Genomic DNA, 13,375 nt, shown 5'->3' with positions numbered 1-13,375 from the left:
TGTAGTCACCGATTGCCAGCAGCTTCAGCGGCAGTTCAATCTCTTCCTGAGCACCGCCGGTGGCGGGTTTGAAGGTGACGTTGATGCGTTCCTTGGGGGCTACCGAGCCTTCTTTGGCCATGGCTTTTCTCCTTCGGTTGTGGCCCTGGGGCCTATTCGAGTACCACTTCTAGATCTAGGTGGCACAGCCTGAGATAAATCTCTTCCTTGCGTTCACGTTCGTCATTGTTCTGCGGCAACAACTCGCAGCAACTGTGCAGCAGGTGCAGCACTTCCAATGCAAGATCGGGCTCCCAGGCGTGCAGGCCTGAGTCCTGTAATGTCTGATCGAGGGTTTCCAACTGGTTCTTGGCCAGTTCGTATTTCTTGGCCATGAAGCACAGTCGCGCGAGGGCGAACTGCCAGAAGAACCGCTCGCGTCCGCCGTGGGCCGATTGCAGGCCTTGCTTGAGAATCTGCACGGCCGGCTTCAAGCCTTCCTTGCGCAGCAGCGGCATTACGTCTTCCAGCGCTTTTTCCCAGGCGGGCTGGGTTTCGACGTTTTCGGTTTCGACCTTGCGCGGCGCGCTGGCACTTTGCAGATGCGGCATGACACTGCCGGCGATCCACGCCCGGGTGGCCGGATCGGCAAACGGCGCGCCGTCATGGAAACGGCATTCGATGATGCCGGGCAGGCGCTGAACCAAAAGCGCGAAGTGGATTTCCACTTCGCGCATTGCCATCTCGGCGTTGAGGTTCTGGAGACATTCCCAGACCATCCTCTGGCCATCGAACCAGAACGGCGCCTTCGCCAGGCTCGCCTCCAGTTCCACCAGCAGGTCGGCGTATTTGCCCTGATCGAAACGGTCCTGATACTGCTTGAGTTTGTCCACCGGCAGACCGCGCAGCACGGTGATCTGCTCGGCGTTGCGTTCGGGCACCGCGTCGATCGGCAGCCAGAGCAAAGTGCGGTTCAGACGCAGGGCGCGCAGGTCGGTGGCTTTCTGCTTGAGCCACCAGGCACACAACGGACGCGCGCTTTCCTGCTGCGCGCGCAGGGCCTTGTAAGCGTCTTTTTCGTTGTCGATCGGCGCACCGGGGGTGAGCAACTGGCTCGCGGCCTGCTTGACCTGCGCCACCGCAGCGCCGACCACACCGGGCGCCGGCTGATTGTCGGCGGCACGCTGGATCATGGTTTTCAGGCGACGCGAGAGCGGCAGCAACAGTGGCGCGTCGTCGCCCAAATGCTCGGTGCACGCGGCATCCAGGCCGGCCAGATGCTCGGACAACTGCCGGAACATCGGCAGCTGTTCCTTGATCGCGATGTTTTCGGTGAGCACCTGCTCCAGACGCGGCACCAGCCAGCCGATGGCGGCGGCACGGGTACGCGGTTTGAGCGGGTGAACGTCGGCCCAATGGTTTTCCGACAGATGGTGCAGCAGACCGAGGCCGGCCAGCAGCCCGGGGAAGGATTCACGCTGGTACAACGACCAGGTCAGCCAGGCGCCGACACGCAAATCCTTGGATTGGGTACGCAGCAGATTTTCGCTGTTTTCACGGATTTTCAGCCAGTCGATCTGCCCGCTTTCGTGCATCGAAGAGGCTTTGGCCAGCTCGCTTTCCAGCGCCTCGAATTCGCTCGAAAAACGAACGTCTTCGCCCGCGAAATTCTCTTTGGAAACAGAGACTTTTGCGAGTTCGAGGTAATGGGCGGAAAGTTTGCTTGAGTAGGACATCCATGGCCTTTAATTAGGATTACAGTCATGCGCCTATTGGAGTTGCCACGGCGCGGGACAGTATCGAAGAGCGGTGAAGCGACTCATCCAATTGAGATGTGCTCTTTCAAGTGGGCGCATCGTAATCACAATGATGGCCACTAGCAAGCATCTGCTTAAACAACAAGACGAAGTGTTCATTGGGCCGCGTAGGAGATCGCCCTATATGTGGCAGGGGATTCCCTGATATCGATTTATATCGCACGCATCTGCCCTGCCCCCTCAAAACCCTTGATCCAGAGCGGCGCGATCCCGCCTGAGCGTACCAACCCGAGCGTTCGTCCCATTACACGGCGGCAAGCATGACAATTCTCGAAAAAAATAGAAGTAGGATTCTTCCGAAAATTCACTGGATTTTATAAAAATTTACCGAAGACAACACTCGACAACAAAAGTGCCATCAATTTGATGTCATTTCATTTTTCTGAAACTTTAAAAGCCCCGAAAGTAATTGCACTTTAGTGCTAACTCAATATTTATCGAAGCACCTTCCTACAGCCATTTCCTACTGTCTGAACAACACTTTCACGCCCGGAATACTCTGACAAATGTCAGGGATACTTCTTACATCAATTTATTTCCCGCATTGCTAGCTTGCTTGAGCAAATTCTTTTCGCGTGGCGATCAGGGACGATCGAACACCGCGCATCGACTCACCTGCTTAAGGACAAGCGTATGTTCAGCACGGGCAGTTGCGCGCCTTTTATCCTGCTCATCCCCGGCGTTCGCCACGACTTCAAGGTGCTCGCATTTGAGGGTGCTGAAGCCATCAGCTGCCTGTACGCGATCCGGGTCGAGCTGGTCAGCGAGCGAGCAGATATCGATCTGGAAAGCCTGCTCAGTCAGCCGGCATTTCTGCAATTCGGGTTCAACAAAGAAGGTATTCACGGGCGCATTGAAGATGTGCGGGTGGGTGAAAGCGGAAAACGCCTGACCCACTATGAGCTGACGCTGGTGCCTGCGTTGCATTATTTGCAGTTCAGTCATGATCAGCGGGTTTTTCAGAATCTGACCGTCGCGCAAATCATCACGCAGGTTCTTCGGCGTCATGGCATTCAGACCGACGTGTTCAGCTTCCATGTCAGCGCCAGCGCCGTACGTGAATACTGCGTGCAATATGGGCAATCCGACTTCGACTTCATCCAGCGTTTGTGCGCCGAGGACGGCATTGCCTGGCATCACCAGCACTCGCCCGAGCAACACATGCTGGTGTTCACCGACGATCAGGTGTTTTTCCCCAGGCTTGGGCCGACGCCTTATCGACAAGGCTCCGGCATGGTCACCGAGCACCCGGTTATTGATCGTTTTACCTTGGCCTTCAAAACCCGCACCAGTACTGTCACCCGTCGCGACTATGACCTGAAACGTCCCAGTCTGTTGCTCGAAAGTCGCTTCACCGCCGAGTTCACGCCCAAGCTGGAGGACTATCGTTACCCACTCTTGATGAAGAGCGAAAAGCAGGGCAAACAGCTCGTGCGCCAGGCTCTGGAGCGGCATCGCAGCGACTACCAGCGGGTCGAGGGTGCCAGCAATCAGCCGACGCTGCGCAGCGGCTACTTGTTCGACCTGACCGAGCATCCGCGCAAGGACTGCAACGACATGTGGTTGCTGGTGGGCCTGCAACATTTCGGGGACAGCCTCAGGTCCTTGAGGAAGCCGCCGGCAGCACTACAACACCCATCGATGGTTTCACTCAGGGCTATCGCAATACCTTCAGCGCCACACCCGCGGACGTGATCTACCGACCTCGACTGCCCGCACAAAAGCCCTTGCTGGTCTGCCAGACCGCACGCGTCACCGGACCGCCCGGTGAAGAGATCTTTTGCGATGATTACGGTCGGGTTCGCGTCGAGTTTCCCTGGGATCGGGCAGAACTCGGCAGCGACAAGAGCAGTTGCTGGATACGGGTTGCCTCCAGTTGGGCGGGTGAAGGGTTCGGCGCGATGACCATTCCACGCGTCGGCATGGAAGTGGTCGTGACCTTCCAGGAAGGTGACCCGGATCAACCGCTGATTACCGGCTGCGTGCCCAACAAGCTCACCTCCCCCGCCCATCCATTACCGGCGCAAAAGACCCGAACGGTTCTGCGCAGTCAGAGCTCACCACGTAGCGGCGGCTATAACGAGCTGTCGATCGAAGACCGCGCCGGGCAGGAGAAAATCTACCTGCGCGCCCAGCGCGACATTGAGCAACTGATCCTAAATGACAGCCGCAGCCAGATCAGCCATGACCGTTTTGAACAGGTGGGCAATGACAGCACCACCCTGATCGAAGGCAAAGAGCTGCGCACCCACCAAGGCGTGCGCAGCACGGTGATCAATGCCGATGACCTGCTCACGATCAGCGGCACCAGCAGCCTGTCCGCAGGTTCGCTGGTGATTCAGGCCGGCCAACAGGCGCGCATCACTGCCAACACTGTCGTGATCGACGCCGGTTCCAGCCTGACGCTGACGGCGGGAGGTCATCACATCGTGATCGACGCCAGCGGGATCTTCAGCAGCGTGCCGATCGTTCAGGGTGGCGCGCCGCTGCCGGGTATTGCACCGCTGCAGCCGCTGCAAGCCCCGCCGGGCAAACCCGTGGCGGACATCGCCAGTCCGGCATCCATCGTCGCCAGTGCCCGACAACAGGCCGCGGATTACTGCCCGCTGTGTGAAGCCTGTCGCGCCGGCCAGTGCAGCATCGGAGAGGTCGCATGAACATACTCGAACAATGGCTGCACGAACAATCACGATGCAGTCGGGATCTGTGGCTGATGCTCGATTCACTCGAGCACCTTGAAGAACGCACTGCGTTGACCAACGAATCGGGCGCCGATCACTACCGCAATCTGTATGCGGGCACCGCAGCGAATTCGCTGGCACAAAGCGGCCCGTTTCTTTTTCACATCGGCACAGTCAGACATCCACTGATCCAGGTGCTGCTGAACGCGCCCCAGCGGCATTGGGGCTGGCTGGGCAGCGCCAGCCACGTTGACCTCGATACGCTGTCCGCGCACTGGCGCGCACGCATAGTCACTGGCGAGCCACCGAATCAGGCGGTGTATCGCGTGCACGACAATCGCGTAATCGGTCGCGCGCTTGCGCATCTGCCACCGGAGCAACACGCGCTCTTGCTCGGGCCGATGGCCAGCGTCTGTTACTGGCACGCGGGCCAATGGACGGTCACCGACAACCCTGACCCGGGTGAACATTCGCTGCCGGCAGATCCGCTGTGGCTGCGCACCCCGATACCGGAACAGGTTTACGCCAACGTGTTGTTCGATAACGCCCGACGCTATCTGGTCGGCGAACACACTGAAGCAATGGCAACACTCGCCGAGCAATTCGATGTGGATGAATGGGTCTGGGGGCAGGTGCAACTGAGCCAGCTGTGGGGCTGGCAACAGCCGCAACAGGTGCATTTCCTGCTGACCCAAAGCCTGAAGGCACCGGGATTTCTGCCTCCGAAAACCTGGCTGCCCAAAACCGCGGAAGACCCGGCGGCGCACTTTGAGCGGGTGTATCAACAGACTTTGTATATGCAGGAGAACGGCGCCTTATGACACGAGTATTTCGATGTCTGGCGCTTGGCGGTTGCGTCGCCCTGAACCTGGGGTGTTCTGTTGCGGGCCAGTCGAACACCTTTACTTTTGTTCCCGACTTTCCGCCCAACTTCAAATACGACCTGACGGCCACCTACGTGCCCGCCAAGGACCAAACATGCTCGGTGCCAGGCGGCAAAGATACCCAGCTTGGATTCAATAAAACCAACATGGTCTACGAGCCTACTTCCCGAATCCCGCTTTACAGAACCGTGAGCAACTGCCCACTGGCGCTGAATCATGTAGAGGTGAAGATCATTGGCGTTTTTGGTTCTGGACGAAGTAACAGCAGCTATGACTACGCCTCTTTTGCCGTACGTCCAGAGTTGTTGGAGCGACACATGGGTACTTTCGCCGAAGACGGTACAGGTGAGTTCTTCGGCGAGTGCATGTGGTTTTTCCGCACGGTCAGCCCCAAGCGTTACCTCATAAAAATGTTGAGATGCAAAAAAATGGACGAGCAGGGCAATGTCGGTCGAAGCCGCCCTTCCACGGCATACACGCTGAAGCAACTGCCGGGAAAAACGGTGAAATTGAAGATCAAGTTGGCAGATGAAGAAAGGCCCGGCTGGGGTGACACCTGGGTCCAGGTTCCCGGCGGCTGGAAGCGTTGTATGGGTGAAGGTCTCGAAGATCAGCGTGGGTATTGCAATGGAAACTACAAAGACTTCAGCACCTTCAGGATGGTGGATGAGCGGGTTTGCACCATTTATCCGGGCTGCACGGAAAACAAGGACGAGACCCATGAGTATTGAACCGTTGGATCGGAGCGTCGCAGTATTTATGCAAGGCAACATCCACGCCTGCCCAATGCGCGGACATTCGACAAGCTTTCAACTAGTGGACGAGTTTGGTGATGGCAAACCCTATGCTGGGTTGACGTACGAAATTATCGATTATGAGGACACCGTTTACACGGGAAAACTGGATACCACGGGTTCTGGCAACGTGAACAACCATTACTGCGGCCCGGTAGTACTCAAGTTCAATCAGCCCTTTAAAGGAACAGAAGCACTCTATAAGGATTTAAGGACAAGGGAGCACTACCCCCTCCCCATCACTGAACTCCAGGTCCGTGCCGAGAAAACCCGCTTCTTCAGCAAATCAGGCGTGCGTACCCAGGCCAACCCAGCAAAAGACCTTGCCGAGACCAACGCCTATTACCAGGTTGAAGTGAGCGAGCTGGTCAAACATGTAGCGCACTTGCCACCTCTGGCAGAGCGCCGTGATCCGCCGAATATACTGGCGCACAGACTAATGCGATCCACGCCCCAAACCCGAACGTTCGCGCAGATTGATACCAGTGTTCCGGACGGAGGAATGAGCGCGATTTTCAGTCAGGCCAGCATGGCAACGGTGGAACTGGGCTTCTCCCCGCCACCGCCCAAACCCAAGGGCATTGCCCTGTTGCCGAACAAGCACCATGTGCTGGAGGTGCGTCCCATGCGGGCGCTACGCCCAATGTTGTCGACCGGCAACGAATTCTGCGCACTCAACCTCTATCAACTGTCGTTGATGGCGACCCTGAGTTACACCGACTTCGGACAGGAGCCAAACACACAGCCAGTCAAGACCGACCGTGTGAGTTTCCCCGTGCAGCCCAGCAGCGGCAATTGGTTCGGCCATGCACTGCCGCAGTTTGATGAGTTGTGGAAAGTCGATGCGTCGCAAACGCAGAAGTACTACCCGTTGTATGAAGAAGTGCCGTACTCGAAACGGCTGGAAGTAGTGCCGTTCGATCCACAACTCTATCCCGAGGTGAATGATCCGGCACTGGGGGATCAACAGGAACATCCGGCCAAGCTGCACTTTTTCGATGATCGCAAACAAGCCGACAGTACGGACACCCAAGCCTTCATTACGCATCACGACGAGTTGATATTGATCAGTGTCCGGGGAACCAGCGAAACGTTACCCGATGGCTTGCGTGATGGAGACGCCTATCAGGTTCCTTTTCAAGAAGGAGAAGGCAAGGTGCACCGGGGCTTCTACGGTGGGGCTCAGGCAGTTTTTCCGTTTATTGTGAGCTATCTCGAGAGATTCTATAGCGGGCAAAAACTGCTGATTACCGGACACAGCCTGGGCGGGGCAATAGCACTGATCTTGTCCGAGATGCTACGCCGCGATCCTCAGTACTCACCGGATATCGTGCTCTACACCTACGGAGCCCCGCGCGCCGGCGACACGACCTTCATCAACAGTGCCCAACCACTGATCCACCACCGCATCGTCAACCAGAACGACCCTGTACCGAGCGTGCCCGCCACCTGGATGAACACCTATGCCAGACCCAAGCCGATGTATACCGCAAACGGAGTGGTACTGGCCCTTAATCCGGTCGCCGGTTTTGCTTTGCTGGTCTGGGGGATGAGCAATTTCCTGGGTGACGATTACGGGCATCACGGGGAGTTGCGCCACTTCATGCCAGTGGTGTTCGGCAAGGAACACAAATCATCCATTCTCTGGCAACCGGGCTGCAGCATCATCAACGACCACGGCTGTGCCAAGGCCTTACAAAAGATCGCTGACTTGCCCGACCGCGCGCCTTTTCTGAAGCAACTCTTCGCGGCAGGCGATCATTCAATGGTCACCAGCTACATTCCCGGCTGCTGGGCCAGCCTGCGCCGCTGGCAAGAATCGCAGCAACTCAAACGCTCTTTGGTAACGCATGTCGAACTCGAATGGGTCAGCCACGTATTGGAAAACCTCAAGCGTCAGCTGCGTGCCGTTGAACGCGAAATCCAGAATCATCCCAGCGCTTATGTCCGGCACCAGGAAAGAGCCCACAAAACCACTGTTCTCAACAATGAAATAGACAAGATCGAAATGACCAAGGCCCGCCTGCACACTCTGCGCGGCGAGCCCGTCACCGATGTTGACGTGTACGGCAGCTATGCCGACCAGCCTGAGTGGGTGCAGAAAAACCTGCTGCGCTGGATCGCCCACCCGGAAAACCTCGTTCAGGAACAACTGGCGATGATTCCCCCCGCCGCCCAGGATCATGATGCAGCGATCGCGGCAATGACCGGAGGACATGCCGTCGGCGCGCCGTTTCAGCTGGATATTGATTCGATTGTGTAGTGGCTAAACAGCGCGCGGGCAAACCTTGGCTATGCCAGAATCCAATGCCAAAAAATTCGGCACCCTCTACTAAGGCTGGTAAGGAGCTTCACCTCATGGAATTGAAAGCCACATTTTTCGCAGCACTTATTTGGCTGCCAACCACTCAAGCCTCTGCAGACACCCCGCCACTGGACGGTCATTACTATCTGACCGGTGCAATGGAAATGGGCGCCGAATTACTGCTGCGCAAGGACGGCACGTTTGACGCGGGCGTGGCGTATGGCAGTGCTGACGGGTTTGCCAAGGGTACCTGGCAGGTGGAAAACGACACCGTGACGCTGAAGAGCGAGACCAAACCGGCGTCGAACAGCGATTTGTCCGGCTTGTTTCAGGGTCTGCAACTGGCGATTGAGCCGAACTGCCTGGCCGTGGATTTCGGCAACGGCAAGGCCTGCTTCCGGCGTCAATAAACCGATTGGCAGGCACAAAAAATGGGCACCCGACCGCAATCGGTGTGCCCATTTTTTATTGCAGTTCTCCCCGCTACTCAGGGAGTACGCCGCAATTAAGGATTGACGCTGTCTTTCAACGATTTGCCTGGCTTGAATGCCACGGTGTTGCTGGCCTTGATCTTCACCGGCTCACCGGTTTGCGGGTTCTTGCCGGTGCGGGCGCCGCGGTGGCGTTGCAGGAAAGTGCCGAAGCCCACCAGCGTGACGCTGTCCTTGCGGTGCAGAGCGCCGGTGATTTCTTCGAGGACGGCGTTGAGAACGCGGTTGGCCTGTTCTTTGGTCAGATCCGCTTTTTCAGCGATTGCAGCGGCGAGTTCTGGTTTACGCATTAGTGAAGCCCCTTTGACGGTTTTTTGTTGTTATGTCCGTGCTGTTCTCGTTGGAACAGCGCCCAAGGCGCCGCAGGCTCTACTCTGCGGCAGACGGGAGTGAGAATGGCACGCGGATACCGACGGCGCCAGTCTCCCCGCGACCTTTGTAGGGGCAAAAGCGGGGTGATTCCGACAGAACGACCGGTATTTACGCCAGCAAGGCCGGAAGCTGTTTGTTCAAGGCGAGTTTTTCCATCACCGCCGCACCGGTCAAGGCGTAGCCGAGCAACCGGCCATCGGCGCTGTGGCACAGGGCCTTGATGTCGGCGCCCTGCCCTTCGACGGTCCAGACACCTTCGCTGCCCCGTGGTGGTGGCGAAACGACCAACGGGCACACCGGGGTTTTCACGGTGATCGGCATCGCACCGTAGCTCACCGCTGTCGGATTGCCATTGAGGGTTTGTGCCAGTGCCCGCGCACAGCTCATGAGGGGCATCACGTACAACAGATTCAGCCCATCGACCTCGGCGCAGTCGCCCAGTGCGTAGATATTGGCGTGGGAGGTCTTCAAATGGCGGTCGACGACGACGCCGCGGTTGACCTGCACCCCGGCAGCCGCCGCCAGGTCGATGCGTGGACGCAGGCCGATGGCCGATACCACCACATCGCAGGCAATCACCTGACCGTCGGACAAATGCGCTTCCAGGCCGTCAGCCACCTTCTGCAGACGGGTCAGCACCGGGCCGAGGTGGAAACGTGCGCCCAGGCTTTCCAGCCCGGCCTGCACCGCCGCCGCAGCGGCCGGGTGCAGTAGCATCGGCATCACCTGCTCGCACGGTGCAACCAGTTGCACCTCGTAGCCGCCAAGGATCAGGTCATTGGCGAATTCGCAGCCGATCAGCCCGGCGCCGAGCACCAGCACCCGGCGTTTGCCTTCGGCTGCCGCACGAAAGCGCGCGTAGTCTTCGAGATCGTTGATCGGGAATACCAGATCAGCACCGTCGCCCTCGATCGGCACGCGCACGGTTTCCGCGCCCCAGGCGAGGATCAGGTCGCGGTAGTACACCGCTTCTTCGCCGATCCACAGGCGCTTGTGGCCGGCGTCGATGCCGCTGATGCGCGTGTGGGTGCGCACTTCGGCCTTCAACTGCTCGGCCATGGTGCCTGGTTCAGCCATGCTCAGGCCGTCGGCATCCTTGTTCTTGCCGAAACCGGTGGAGAGCATCGGCTTGGAGTAAGAGCGCCCGTCATCGGCGGTAATCAGCAGCAGCGGTGTTTCGCCATCGAGTTTGCGAAACTCCCGGGCCAGGTTGTAGCCGGCCAGCCCGGTACCGATGATCACGACAGGTGCGTTCATGCCTTACTCCTTGTTTTTGCTTAGTTGATTTCGATCATTTCAAAGTCCATTTTGCCGACGCCGCAGTCGGGGCACAGCCAGTCTTCCGGCACATCCTGCCACAGGGTGCCCGGCGCGATCCCGTCATCCGGCCAGCCGTCCGCTTCGTTGTAGATCAGGCCGCAGACAATGCATTGCCACTTTTTCATTCAGGTACTTCCTCAATTCAGGCTGTTGTCGGCGCGGACGGTCGATGGTGGATGCGCTGCCATCCGGCTCAGGGCGTTTTGTACTGAGGGTGCCGGGCAGATGCAAGCCTGTTCGGCGCAACGGCGACCCGGATCCATCAAATTCGCAGCACGCCATGTTAAGCTCGCCGCCTCATTTGCGGCCAATAATGACTCATTGTGCAACATTCAAATGCCTGCCCGGCCCCACTCTGGCTGACCCAAAGCCGACTGACGCCCCTTCCCGATTCGTTGACCCTGGACTGGTTGTTCGACGAAGGCTCGCTGACCCGCCGCCTGACGCGGCTGTCGAATGACGGCTTCAGCGTCACGCCGTTGTTCGAAGGCTGGGACACCCTGCGCAGCGACGAATGTGCGGCGCTGGATCTGGCCGAAGGCAGCGAAGGCTGGGTGCGCGAGGTGTATCTGCGCGGGCATGGCGAGGCCTGGGTATTCGCCCGCAGCGTGGCGTCGCGCGCCGCCCTGCAAGGCGATGGCTTGCACATGGACGAACTCGGCAGCCGCTCGCTGGGCGAGCTGCTGTTTTGCGACCACGCCTTCCAGCGCCGCGCCCTCGAGGTCTGTCACTACCCGCAAGACTGGTTGCCGCCAGCCTGCCGCGCACCTGAACTGTGGGCCCGCCGCTCGCGTTTCGACCGTGGCGCCTTGAGCGTGCTGGTGGCGGAGATTTTCCTGCCGACCCTGTGGAGCGCCGCCCGCGCGCATCCGGAGAATTGCTGATGTACCAGAGCCTGCTCAAGTCCCTCAACCGCTTGAATCCACGGGCCTGGGATTTCATTCAGCTGACCCGCATGGACAAACCGATCGGCATTTACCTGCTGCTGTGGCCGACGCTGTGGGCGCTGTGGATTGCCGGCAAGGGTTCGCCATCGCTGGCCAACATCGTGATTTTCGTCCTCGGCGTGGTGCTGACCCGCGCCGGTGGCTGCGTGATCAACGACTGGGCCGACCGCAAGGTCGACGGCCACGTCAAACGCACCGCGCAACGACCGCTGGCCAGCGGCAAAATCAGTTCGAAAGAGGCGCTGGTGTTCTTCGCGCTGCTGATGGGCGTGAGTTTTCTGCTGGTGCTGTGCACCAACGCGCCGACCATCTGGCTTTCGCTGGGCGGGCTGGCACTGGCGTTCACTTACCCGTTCATGAAGCGCTACACCTACTACCCGCAAGTGGTGCTGGGCGCGGCGTTTTCCTGGGGGATGCCGATGGCGTTCACCGCTGAAACCGGCGCAGTGCCCGCCGCCGCGTGGCTGCTGTGGATCGCCAATCTGCTGTGGACGGTGGGTTACGACACCTATTACGCAATGACCGATCGTGACGACGACCTGAAGATCGGCGTGAAGTCCACGGCGATTCTGTTCGGCGATGCGGATCGGGTGATCATTCTGACCTTGCAGGCGCTATCGCTGGGTTGCCTGTTGCTGGCCGGGTCGAAGTTCGAGTTGGGCGTGTGGTTCCATCTTGGCCTGTTGATGGCCGCTGGATGTTATGCGTGGGAGTTCTGGTACACCCGTGACCGCGACCGCATGCGTTGCTTCAAGGCGTTTCTGCACAACCATTGGGCCGGGTTGGCGATTTTTGTCGGGATCGTGCTGGATTACGCATTGCGCTGATTGAAAAGATCGCAGCCTGCGGCAGCTCCTACAGGGCGTACACATTCCAGTGTAGGAGCTGCCGAAGGCTGCAATCTTTTGCGTTACTTGGCCTTGGCGACGTGCCAGGCACCGTCCATTTTGCCTTCACCGGTCATGTCACCGGCCTTCTTGTCCATGACGAAGGTGTACAGCGGTTTGCCTTCATAGGCCCATTGCATCTTGCCGTCATCGCGCTTGATCACCGTCCAGTCGCCCATGGACTTGTCAGCCGCCGTAGCCATCAGCGGTGGCCAGTTCGCCGCGCACTTGTCGTTGCACATGGACTTGCCCGCAGAGTCTTTGGCGAAGGTATACAGGGTCATGCCCTTGTGATCGGTAAACATGCCGTCCTTCTCCATCGCTGGCTCAGCAGCAAACGCCATGGTCGGTAAAGCAACGGCAGCAGCCAGCAGCAGGGCTTTGAAAGAAGCAGTCATTTGAGTCATGGAAACCTTCTTTTGTGGTTGTCAGGATTCGGACTTAGAGCTTAGCCCAGGATCACGCCAACCGCCGGGCGACTAAAATACTGTCACACGACTGCAATAATTCCGTTATCTAATGCGGCGCAAGACAGTTAAATGACAAGAGGATTAAGGCATGGTTGGCAGGAGCATTCTGATCGTCGACGACGAAGCGCCCATTCGCGAAATGATCGCCGTTGCGTTGGAAATGGCCGGCTATGACTGCCTCGAGGCGGAGAACTCGCAGCAGGCACACGCCATCATCGTTGACCGCAAACCGGACCTGATCCTGCTCGACTGGATGCTGCCCGGCACTTCCGGCATCGAACTGGCCCGCCGCCTCAAGCGTGACGAGCTGACCGGGGACATCCCGATCATCATGCTCACCGCCAAGGGCGAAGAGGACAACAAGATCCAGGGCCTGGAAGTCGGCGCCGACGACTACATCACCAAACCGTTTTCCCCACGCGAACTGG

General features: G+C 58.6%; 13 protein-coding genes and 1 pseudogene. 8 read left to right on the top strand and 6 right to left on the bottom strand.

Features of this window, described 5'->3' with window-relative positions:
* A partial coding sequence (locus ACIOUG_RS25170) for a type VI secretion system contractile sheath small subunit (protein ID WP_401069628.1) occupies positions 1–121 on the bottom strand: 121 nt, incomplete at its 3' end.
* 31 nt (positions 122–152) lie between these two features.
* Positions 153–1,715, bottom strand: a complete 1,563-nt coding sequence (gene tssA, locus ACIOUG_RS25165) for a type VI secretion system protein TssA (RefSeq protein WP_401069625.1) — start codon at positions 1,713–1,715, stop codon at positions 153–155.
* A gap of 714 nt (positions 1,716–2,429) precedes the next feature.
* On the opposite strand from tssA, the pseudogene tssI reads away from it, so the two are divergent.
* From tssI to ACIOUG_RS25140, 5 genes and pseudogenes are all read left to right on the top strand, one after another.
* Positions 2,430–4,453: pseudogene (tssI, locus tag ACIOUG_RS25160) on the top strand (type VI secretion system tip protein TssI/VgrG).
* A complete protein-coding gene (locus ACIOUG_RS25155) occupies positions 4,450–5,298 on the top strand; it encodes a DUF4123 domain-containing protein (protein ID WP_401069623.1) in 849 nt (282 codons plus the stop codon). Before tssI ends, ACIOUG_RS25155 begins: the two are co-directional and overlap by 4 nt.
* Complete coding sequence (locus ACIOUG_RS25150) at positions 5,295–6,092, top strand: hypothetical protein (RefSeq protein ID WP_401069620.1); 798 nt, start codon at positions 5,295–5,297, stop codon at positions 6,090–6,092. The genes ACIOUG_RS25155 and ACIOUG_RS25150 overlap by 4 nt, the downstream gene beginning before the upstream one ends.
* Complete coding sequence (locus ACIOUG_RS25145) at positions 6,082–8,418, top strand: lipase family protein (RefSeq protein WP_401069617.1); 2,337 nt, start codon at positions 6,082–6,084, stop codon at positions 8,416–8,418. Before ACIOUG_RS25150 ends, ACIOUG_RS25145 begins: the two co-directional genes overlap by 11 nt.
* 95 nt (positions 8,419–8,513) lie before the next feature.
* Positions 8,514–8,870 (top strand): hypothetical protein, encoded by a 357-nt coding sequence (locus tag ACIOUG_RS25140; RefSeq protein WP_401069614.1) that lies wholly within the window; start codon positions 8,514–8,516, stop codon positions 8,868–8,870.
* 95 nt (positions 8,871–8,965) lie between these two features.
* Here ACIOUG_RS25140 and ACIOUG_RS25135 read toward each other — a convergent pair whose 3' ends face one another.
* The 3 genes from ACIOUG_RS25135 to ACIOUG_RS25125 all read right to left on the bottom strand — a co-directional run bounded on the left by ACIOUG_RS25135 (position 8,966) and on the right by ACIOUG_RS25125 (position 10,768).
* On the bottom strand, positions 8,966–9,241 hold the full coding sequence (locus ACIOUG_RS25135; RefSeq protein WP_003213368.1) for an HU family DNA-binding protein: 276 nt from the start codon (positions 9,239–9,241) through the stop codon (positions 8,966–8,968).
* A 190-nt stretch (positions 9,242–9,431) separates the two neighbouring features.
* Positions 9,432–10,580, bottom strand: coding sequence for an NAD(P)/FAD-dependent oxidoreductase (locus ACIOUG_RS25130; RefSeq protein WP_401069611.1), 1,149 nt, complete (start codon positions 10,578–10,580; stop codon positions 9,432–9,434).
* Positions 10,581–10,600: 20 nt separating this feature from the next.
* Positions 10,601–10,768, bottom strand: coding sequence for a rubredoxin (locus tag ACIOUG_RS25125; protein ID WP_003437744.1), 168 nt, complete (start codon positions 10,766–10,768; stop codon positions 10,601–10,603).
* A gap of 198 nt (positions 10,769–10,966) precedes the next feature.
* Between ACIOUG_RS25125 and ACIOUG_RS25120 the strand changes: the two genes are divergently transcribed.
* Both ACIOUG_RS25120 and ubiA read left to right on the top strand, forming a co-directional pair.
* A complete protein-coding gene (locus ACIOUG_RS25120) occupies positions 10,967–11,527 on the top strand; it encodes a chorismate--pyruvate lyase family protein (RefSeq protein ID WP_401069608.1) in 561 nt (186 codons plus the stop codon).
* Complete coding sequence (gene ubiA / locus ACIOUG_RS25115; protein ID WP_401069605.1) at positions 11,527–12,417, top strand: 4-hydroxybenzoate octaprenyltransferase; 891 nt, start codon at positions 11,527–11,529, stop codon at positions 12,415–12,417. The genes ACIOUG_RS25120 and ubiA overlap by 1 nt, the downstream gene beginning before the upstream one ends.
* An 83-nt stretch (positions 12,418–12,500) precedes the next feature.
* Here the strand turns inward: ubiA and ACIOUG_RS25110 are convergent, their stop codons facing one another.
* A complete protein-coding gene (locus ACIOUG_RS25110) occupies positions 12,501–12,884 on the bottom strand; it encodes a hypothetical protein (RefSeq protein ID WP_007962301.1) in 384 nt (127 codons plus the stop codon).
* A gap of 151 nt (positions 12,885–13,035) precedes the next feature.
* Here ACIOUG_RS25110 and ACIOUG_RS25105 point away from each other — a divergent pair.
* A partial coding sequence (locus ACIOUG_RS25105) for a response regulator (RefSeq protein ID WP_401069601.1) occupies positions 13,036–13,375 on the top strand: 340 nt, incomplete at its 3' end.

The sequence above is a fragment of the Pseudomonas sp. NPDC087803 genome (assembly GCF_044742995.1).
Classification (GTDB): Bacteria; Pseudomonadota; Gammaproteobacteria; order Pseudomonadales; family Pseudomonadaceae; genus Aquipseudomonas.
This window is presented reverse-complemented; position numbering and strand designations above follow the sequence as displayed.

Bases quoted from the DNA above. Each gene is read 5' to 3' on its own strand.
- tssA (WP_401069625.1), bottom strand. From the start codon at position 1,715: ATGTCCTACTCAAGCAAACTTTCCGCCCATTACCTCGAACTCGCAAAA.
- ACIOUG_RS25155 (WP_401069623.1), top strand. From the start codon at position 4,450: ATGAACATACTCGAACAATGGCTGCACGAACAATCACGATGCAGTCGG.
- ACIOUG_RS25150 (WP_401069620.1), top strand. From the start codon at position 5,295: ATGACACGAGTATTTCGATGTCTGGCGCTTGGCGGTTGCGTCGCCCTG.
- ACIOUG_RS25145 (WP_401069617.1), top strand. From the start codon at position 6,082: ATGAGTATTGAACCGTTGGATCGGAGCGTCGCAGTATTTATGCAAGGC.
- ACIOUG_RS25140 (WP_401069614.1), top strand. From the start codon at position 8,514: ATGGAATTGAAAGCCACATTTTTCGCAGCACTTATTTGGCTGCCAACC.
- ACIOUG_RS25135 (WP_003213368.1), bottom strand. From the start codon at position 9,241: ATGCGTAAACCAGAACTCGCCGCTGCAATCGCTGAAAAAGCGGATCTG.
- ACIOUG_RS25130 (WP_401069611.1), bottom strand. From the start codon at position 10,580: ATGAACGCACCTGTCGTGATCATCGGTACCGGGCTGGCCGGCTACAAC.
- ACIOUG_RS25125 (WP_003437744.1), bottom strand. From the start codon at position 10,768: ATGAAAAAGTGGCAATGCATTGTCTGCGGCCTGATCTACAACGAAGCG.
- ubiA (WP_401069605.1), top strand. From the start codon at position 11,527: ATGTACCAGAGCCTGCTCAAGTCCCTCAACCGCTTGAATCCACGGGCC.
- ACIOUG_RS25110 (WP_007962301.1), bottom strand. From the start codon at position 12,884: ATGACTCAAATGACTGCTTCTTTCAAAGCCCTGCTGCTGGCTGCTGCC.